Source organism: Bacteroidales bacterium, assembly GCA_018334875.1.
Taxonomy (GTDB): Bacteria; Bacteroidota; Bacteroidia; order Bacteroidales; family UBA12077; genus JAGXLC01.
Genome location: JAGXLC010000244.1, coordinates 1 through 6,313 on the forward strand (window position 1 = coordinate 1; position 6,313 = coordinate 6,313).

The 6,313-nt window shown below is 45.4% G+C and carries 4 protein-coding genes; 1 reads left to right on the forward strand and 3 read right to left on the reverse strand.

Features of this window, described 5'->3' with window-relative positions:
* Positions 1-246 (forward strand): hypothetical protein (locus KGY70_15390; GenBank protein MBS3776579.1); only part of this gene is annotated, 246 nt, incomplete at its 5' end.
* Positions 247-457: 211 nt separating this feature from the next.
* Here the strand turns inward: KGY70_15390 and KGY70_15395 are convergent.
* From KGY70_15395 to KGY70_15405, 3 genes are all read right to left on the reverse strand, one after another.
* The gene (locus KGY70_15395) at positions 458-1,921 is read right to left on the reverse strand and encodes a sugar porter family MFS transporter (protein ID MBS3776580.1); all 1,464 of its coding nucleotides are present in this window, start codon (positions 1,919-1,921) and stop codon (positions 458-460) included.
* Between the two features lie 401 nt (positions 1,922-2,322).
* Positions 2,323-5,481, reverse strand: coding sequence for a DUF4981 domain-containing protein (locus KGY70_15400; protein MBS3776581.1), 3,159 nt, complete (start codon positions 5,479-5,481; stop codon positions 2,323-2,325).
* Between the two features lie 165 nt (positions 5,482-5,646).
* A partial coding sequence (locus KGY70_15405; GenBank protein MBS3776582.1) for a ubiquinone/menaquinone biosynthesis methyltransferase occupies positions 5,647-6,313 on the reverse strand: 667 nt, incomplete at its 5' end.

The following is a 6,313-nucleotide window of genomic DNA, read 5'->3' on the forward strand; positions in this document are numbered from 1 at the left end:
AAGGAAATCAATGATATCAATGGCGGTTCCCTTCGAACAGGAAATCAGAACAAAGGCTCAAAAAGATTAAAGCATATCCGGATTTATAACAGGAACCTGATGCATACGGAGGTAATCGGGAATCAAAATGCTTTCGAAGGGTATCATAAGCCTTTGTTGTTGAATGAGAAAATGAGTGAATGCCTGCCCGCCGAAACGAAGTGGAGGCGGGCCTGCCCGCACGCTGTCGCTGAAGCTTTAGCGTGAGCAACCGAAACGGAGTGAAGGCGGGCCTGCCCGCAGAAACGAAGTGGAGGCGGGATTGAATGATTGGTTGATTGAATGATTGACTGATTGGTTGATAAGATGATTGAAATTATACCAGCAATTTATTATATAATGGGAGGCTGTCCAAAAGAACCCGAAGGACATTTTGGACAGCCTCCAAATAAATTATTACTATTCCAGTCTTATTCTCCTACAACTCACGCGGCGGCTTCCCTTTCTGGAAATGCTGCTCAATCTCTTCAAGCGAATGACCCTTGGTTTCAGGGACCATCCGGTAAACAAATAAAATTCCTATAATAGCTATAATGGCATACACCAGAAAAGATCCTCCCGGGTTCGGTCCGGATTCTCCTGTAATGGCTATCTGATTGCCTTCTGCTGTAAGGGCAGACGCAAGAGATAAGAATGTGTTGGCCACCACAAAATTGGCCACCCAGTTAAAGAACAATGCCACACTCATTCCCAGTCCACGTACACGTGTGGGGAAAACCTCCGACATGATCAGATAACCAACGGGGCCCAGTGTGAGGGCAAAAAACGGAATGTAAATGACCATACTGCCAAAAGCTAACCACCTGAGTGAATCCCCGACACTTCCATGGAACAGGAACGAAAATCCAAGCACGAAAAGGGCAATGGCCATTCCTGCAAGACCAAGGTACAATAATGGTTTACGGCCCCATTTATCAATAAGGAACAGGGCAACAACCGTAAACACCACATTAACTATTCCAATGGGCAGGGCAGCCAGTATGGCATCGCCTTCAGCAACAAATCCGGCTTTTTGCAGTATCGTCGGAGAATAATAGATGACCGTATTGATACCGGTAACCTGCATCAATATAGCCATACCTATACCAATAATCAGAACGGGACGTACCCATTTGGCCAGCAATTCACTCCAGCCGGCCTTCTCTTCTTTTGCCAGACTTTCTTTAATCTCACCAACAACTTTGGAAGGATTCAGCTCGCCTATTTTACTGAGCACCTTATGGGCTTTATTCTCATAATTGGCACTCATCAGCCAGCGTGGAGTCTCGGGAAGGAAGATCATACCAATCCCCAGTATCAGAGCCGGGAAAAAGCCGATCATGAGCATCCACCGCCATCCTTCGCTGATGCCCCAGGCACTCCAGCCAGCCGGAAGATCGGAAAATCCAATATTGACCAGATAAGAAACCAGAATTCCCACAGTAATAGCAAGCTGATTGAGTGTAACCAATGTACCCCTGACTTTTGCCGGTGACATTTCGGAAATATAAAGGGGTACGGTATAAGAAGCTACTCCAATGGCAAGCCCCACAAGACCCCGGGCTACCAACAGAACAGTTACACCAGGTGCCAGAGCCGATAGTAAGGTTCCAACAGCATTAACTATGGCTGTAAAAATGATGATTTTCTTACGCCCATACAAATCCGTAAGGCGCCCGCTGGAAATGGCACCAATGGTTGCACCCACCAGCACAATGCTAACAATCCATTCCTGGATTCGCTCGGGCATCACTTCCTGCCCATTGGCCAATAGCACAGGATCCTGCTTTATATACAACAACGCACCCGAAATCACTCCGCTGTCGTAACCAAACAGCAACCCTCCGGTTGCAGCGATAATCGCAATAACAACTACAAATGCATTCGTCGTTTTCTGCTCCATACGTCTCCTTTTTATAATTGATTAAAAAATACTCCCGCCTCATTAACAGACACAGCCCGGAACCCTCCTTAATTTCCTTCTGCTCAATATCTGCCCGGATCAAATGCTTGTAAAAACGCCACAATATACTTTGGATTGAAGAAAGTTCAAAATTTTTAATCCATTCGTTTCAATCACCTATAGATCAATAAATATAAATACCATTTCGGAATACCACCAGCCATTCTTAAAATATTTCATATTCCAAACATTTGTTTATACTTTTATATGGATAAAAAACAGTCAGATATGATGAAGAAAACAGTTATCATGCTTTTAGCACTTTCTGCATTTCTAACGGAAATTTCCGGGCAAGAAGTAAAATCCTGATACATTTGCGCTTTTTTAGTCGGAAATCTTATCTATTCCTCAAAGGTCTCAACAATTGAAAGAAATGCTTCTCTACGGATATCGCCCGGATCCGGTTGTTTTTCCACAACCGGTTTGAGCATAAAACCAAAAGCATATTCCTGGTTTTGCACAAGCTCGTAGCGGCCATCGATATCCGAGATCCGGTGATCCAGATCTACGATCACATGATCGGTTTCCTCCAACTCATAAGGATGCTGAGCCTCATAAATGTTATCATGGTGATGCACACTAAAATTCAATGATGGCAATCCTATAAAAGCCAGCCCTTTTTCATCACCCCTGGTAAGCGTGGCCCATCGGGTATCGCATTTATTGCCGTGCTCCTGGGGCACAACAAATGGTACATATTGTTCTTCAACCCTTCCCGAATATATTCCATTTCGGACACTGGATTTTCGCCTGGGGTAAGATTCATGAGGACCCAGTCCATACCAGGACAACTGAGAAAAAGTTCCAGGCATTTGTAATTGCATTCCTACTTTGGGAAGGTTTTCCGGAACATTACCCTGGGGAGAAATTTTATTCTTCATCACGATGGTTCCATCGCCAAATATGTAATACCGATTTTCAGAAGAAAATCCATCCGATCTGCCGGGGAGGGCATGGAAATTGGTAATGATTACCCGTGCGAGCTGCGGTTTCAGCAGTTCTACCTCCACCCTCTTCTTGCTATGCGTCAGGGAATCCAGGCCCCTCCACTCTTCCTGTACCTGATGCGTATTCCAGTTGTGGATAATCGGTGCAAATAAATTGAGCCGCGGTCCCTGAGCGATGAGTGACCGGTCATCATATCTAAAGGAAGAGATGGTACCCTGGTTCTTATCAACAGTAAGGCTAAATTCCGAACCCTTAATATTGGTCTGATCAACCCCTTCAGTGATCAGAATTCTGGAGAGCGATTCCATATCCAAAGACTTAAAATCAGGAGCTTCATAGGGCAACTGGAATTGTTCCCAGGCCACTTCATGACCCTGCGAAGCCCATAGATTGTCTTCAGGAAGCACAAAGGCCAATTCCAGATGATATTCCGCACCGGCTTGCATTTCAGGCTTATCAAAAGGTATGGTAATCCTTGTACTTTCTCCCGGCGCCACATCCAAATCATTTAAAGCCCCTTGCTGAATGACACGGCCGTTTTCCCGGAGTGTCCATTGAGCCTGATATTTGTTTAAATTGGTAAAATTATAATGGTTGGTGACCTTCAGCATTCCCCTGGCTTTATCCTCTGGTTGAATGTCTATGCTTTGCGCACACTTCTTCAGTTCATACAGTTCGGGCTGTGGAATACGGTCCGGGAAAACCATGCCATTGATGCAAAAGTTGCGGTCATTGGGTTCATAACCATAATCCCCTCCATAAGCAAAAAAGGATTCGCCGTCTTCCGTTTCCTTTAGCAGGCCCTGATCAATCCAGTCCCAAATAAACCCTCCCTGAACAGTGGGGTATTTTCTGAATAACCTCCAGAATTCCTGAAGATTACTCCCTGCATTACCCATGGCATGTGCATATTCACCCACAATATAGGGCCGGTCATATTGCTTACGGCCCATTTCATCAATATCCTCAAATGAAGGATAGGAAGGGTTCCCAAGCATATCGAGACTCCAGTGGGTTTCTCCGTCCCGATAATATATCGGGCGTGTGGGTTCATTTTCTTTGATCCATCGGGCAATGGCCACATGATTGTCTCCCATGCCTGCTTCATTTCCAAGCGACCAGGCAATGATGCTGGGATGGTTTTTATCGCGTTCTACCATGCGGATGCCCCTTTCCATAAAGGCTTGTTTCCATAAAGAATCACGTGTAAAACGATCCCAGAAAGCATGGCTCTCAATATTGGCCTCATCAAACACATAAAGTCCATATTCATCGCACAGATCGTAAAACTCCGGATGATTGGGATAATGTGCCGTTCGGACTGCATTGATATTAAATTGCTTCATAAGCTGTACATCCATTTCCATCTCTTCGGTGGTAACATGACGCCCGCCAATGGGCGAATGATCGTGGCGGTTCATACCGTTCAACATAACAGCCTTTCCATTGACCAGCAACCGGCCATCTTTTATCTCTATCTCACGGAATCCGATGCGGTCGCTTTGCCATTCGAGCACATTCCCGTCCGCATCTTTCAGACTTAACAAAAGGGTATAAAGGTAGGGTTGTTCAGCCGACCACTTTTCAGGCCGCTCTACTTTTTCCCGAAGCTCGACAGTTTGCTCGTCTTCCGGCTTCAATTGGACTAATTCGCCGGTGGTACCAGCAAAGACCTCATCGCCTTGTGGATCATACAGGCTCATCTCCACCTGCAGTTCATCCATTTCAGAGCCTCCATGATGTTTTAAATCGACGGACAGATCCAGTGTGGCGTCTTCATATTGCTCATCCAGATCGGTACGGACATAAAAATCCCTCATATGAGCCTTTGGTGTGGAGTGAAGATAAACATCCCGGTAAATGCCACTGAAACGCCACATATCCTGATCCTCCAGGTAACTTCCGTCAGACCACCGGTAAACCTGCACGGCCAAAACATTTTCTCCCGGTTCCAGATAATCGGTGACATTGAATTCAGCAGGCGTCATGCTTCCCTGGCTGTATCCAACCTTTCTACCGTTCATCCAGACATAAAAAGCCGACTTAACCCCGTCAAAAGTGAGAAAAACTTCACGTTCTTCCCATCCATCCGGAACGTGAAATGTTCTGCGATAGGAACCAACAGGATTATAATCATGGGGGATAAACGGAGGATTCGCACGGTGACGGCTCCAGGGCTCTTTTACATTGGTATAGATCGGAGTTCCATACCCCTGCATCTGCCAGCATCCGGGAACAGAAACCTCATCCCAGCCGTCGGCTGAAAATCCACGCTCATAAAACCTTAAAACCCGTTCAGAAGGAGATCGCACCCAGTTAAATGTCCATTTTCCATTAAGCGATCTGAAAAATGCTGACTGGGTTCTGTCATCTTTTAAAGCCACAGATTTATCTCCATAAGATATTAGGGATGCATGTGCAGGTTCCTTGTTTTCAGCAATTATCGAAGGATCCTCCCAATCAGGCGGATTGATGGCGCGTGCCGTATTGACATTCAAAAAAATGGCTGTAAATACAAGCACCGCAACAAGAATAAAATGACTGATTTTCATAAATCATAAATTTTTTATTCATAAAATGATAGCCAATAAAAATAAGGAAAAAGTATGGCTCCCCCCAACGCAAAAACAAAAATCATCAGATAAGGCTCGCATGAGTTGATATCATTAGTCTACCGATTTATACAAAAGGAGATTGCCGTAAAAACCGGCAAAATATCAGGAAGAGGGCCGGGCCGCCACTGTAACGGCAGCTATACCCAAAAGAAGGGGCCGATATTTCACCGCCACGAACCCATATTCTTCCAGCAGGGTGGTTAATTCCTGCGGAGTATAAAAATTGCGGGCGGAATAAGCAAGGTAATGGTAAGCCCCTTTTGACCCGGAAACCTTTCCGCCAATGCCTGAAACAATATAATTCAAATACTGATGAAATAAGAAGCGCACCAAAGAAAGCCGTGGCTGGCTGCTTTCCACAATAACAAATTTTCCGCCGGGTTTGAGCGTGCGGTATATCTCCTTAAGATATAAGCCGGTATTGGGATTTTTAAAGGTTATGTTTCGAAAGGCAAAAGAAATGCCCACCACATCAAAACGCTCGCTTTCAAAGGGCATGGAAGCGGCATCGCCTTCAATGAATTCAACATTATCCAGACCATATCGTTCGGCCTTCTTCTGAGCTATTTTTAACATGGAACTGCTGAAATCATATCCTATGACACGGGTGTCGCTCAATCTTCGGGCAACCCTGACAGCCAGATCACCGGTTCCCGTCCCCACATCCATTACCTCCCGGGGATGCTCAGCAACAATTTCTTTTACAGCTTTCTTCCGCCACATTTCATCCAGCCGGAAGGTCAACAAGCGGTTCAAAAAATCGTAACGA